This window comes from Phenylobacterium sp. (genome assembly GCF_036263695.1).
Taxonomy (GTDB): domain Bacteria; phylum Pseudomonadota; class Alphaproteobacteria; order Caulobacterales; family Caulobacteraceae; genus Phenylobacterium.
In genome coordinates, this window is record NZ_DATAGM010000286.1 from 1 (window position 1) to 1,760 (window position 1,760).

Sequence of the window (1,760 nt, forward strand, 5' to 3'; positions counted from 1 at the left end):
GCCGTTTGAGACGGAGAGACCAGCGTCGGGGACAGCCGGTCGAACAGCCGCCGGTATCCCTCCATGTGGCGCACGCGGTGGCCGCCGTAGATGCACAGCCCGCAGGCCGTGCTGCCCACCGGCGGCGCGCCGCAGAACTGCACGTCGTTGCGCAACAGGGTGTAGCCGGCGCACACCGCCCCGAAGTCGTGCACCCAGAAGAAGGTCTGGGCGGGCGCGGCGGCCTCGACGATGTCGGCCACGGCGTCGGCTTGGTGGCCCAGCAGGTTGTGGATCGCGGCGGTGAGGTCTACGCCCGAGAGCATCTCGGCCGCCGCCTGCCGCACGTCGCCGGCCCGGAAGTCGCCGATGAGCCGGCCCTCCACCAGCACGGCTATCGGATAGTCGCGGTCCTCGATCAGCACCGGGGCCGGAACTGAAGGGTACAGGTGGATGTGCGCCCGCCCGGCCTCGCGCAGGGCCGCGCCCTCGCGGGCGATGCACAGCTGCACGCCGCCGACCTTGTCGGTGTAGTCGTCGTGGCTGACCGTCAGGTGCGCCAGCGTCAGCCCGGTGAGCGCCTCGCGCAGGATGTGGGAGGCCTTGATGTCCACCGGCCCGCGCTTCTTGGCGGCCCAGGCGGTGCGCGCCTCCACGTCCTGCAGCTTCTCCAGAATGTCGTAACGCCAGCCCAGGTGTGGCCGCGGCCGGTAGCCCGCCGCCCGGCCGATGGTCAGGTAATGGTAGAGCGGGTTGATCTCCGCATCGGCCACTTCCGGATAGGCCTCGAGGTAGTGGCGCGTGGAGAAGCCGGGGCTGGGGTCCCGCCCCTCCCGCCAGCCGTTCGTCAGATAGTGGGTCAGCGGCTCCAGGCCGGCGGCGGCGATGTCGGCGTAGAGGTCGAGGTAGTAGTCGCGGTCGAAGGCCGGCTCCACCACCGACCGCTGCTCGTCGAAGCTCAGCTCGGGGACGGCCTTCGAGGGCGCCACGGCCGTCGGCGGCTGCGGCTTGGGCGGCGCGTCCATGCCGCCACGCAGGTAGTCCACCAGGGGATTGATCCCCAGCGCCACCAGCTGCGGCTTGGCCTCGAGATAGGCCCGCGTGGAGAACCAGGGGTTGGGGTCCCGCCCCTCTCGCCAGCCGATGTCAAGGTAGTGGGCGACCGGATCGGCGCCGCGCACGTCCGGGTAGCTCGTCAGGTAGAACTCCGGGTCGAGCGCGATCCAGACCTGCCGGTACTCGGGGCGGTGGAAGCGCTCGATCAGCTTGTCGGGCGGCGTCTGGCCGGAGATGTCGGGGCGCGGCGGCGCAGCCGGCGCGGCGGCCGCCGCGGGGGCCTGCTCCAGGCGACGGGCGAGCTCGTCGCGCTCGGCGCGGGCAGCGTGCAGCTCGGCGGCGACGGCGCGGACCTCGTTCTCCAGCCGGTTGCGCTGGAAGCCCACCAGCTGGCGCTGGAAGTGCAGGTCCGCCCGCGTCTGGTCGAGGTCACGGGCGATCGGCGAGACGAGCCCGCCTAGGCGCCGCTTCATGGCGGCGAAGTCGGCGGCGATGCCGTCGATCTCCTCGAGCGGCGGGGCGGCGTCGGCGCAGGCGCGCTCCATCCAGCCGGTCAGGCGGGCGGCCAGCTGGCCGGTCTCGCCGAGCCCGCTGAGGTCCTCATCGCCGGCGTGGTGGCGCAGCGCCTTGGAGACGGCCTCCTCCTCGCCGAGCGCAGCGGCGTCCATCCCCTCCTCGCCGAAGGCTGCCGCGACCCGCAGGGCCTGGGCCCGCCAGTCCTCCAG

1 protein-coding gene is annotated in these 1,760 nt (G+C 72.9%); it reads right to left on the reverse strand.

What is annotated here, in order from left to right; genetic code table 11:
- Positions 1-1,760 (reverse strand): hypothetical protein (locus tag VHK87_RS11515; protein WP_349256850.1); only part of this gene is annotated, 1,760 nt, incomplete at both ends.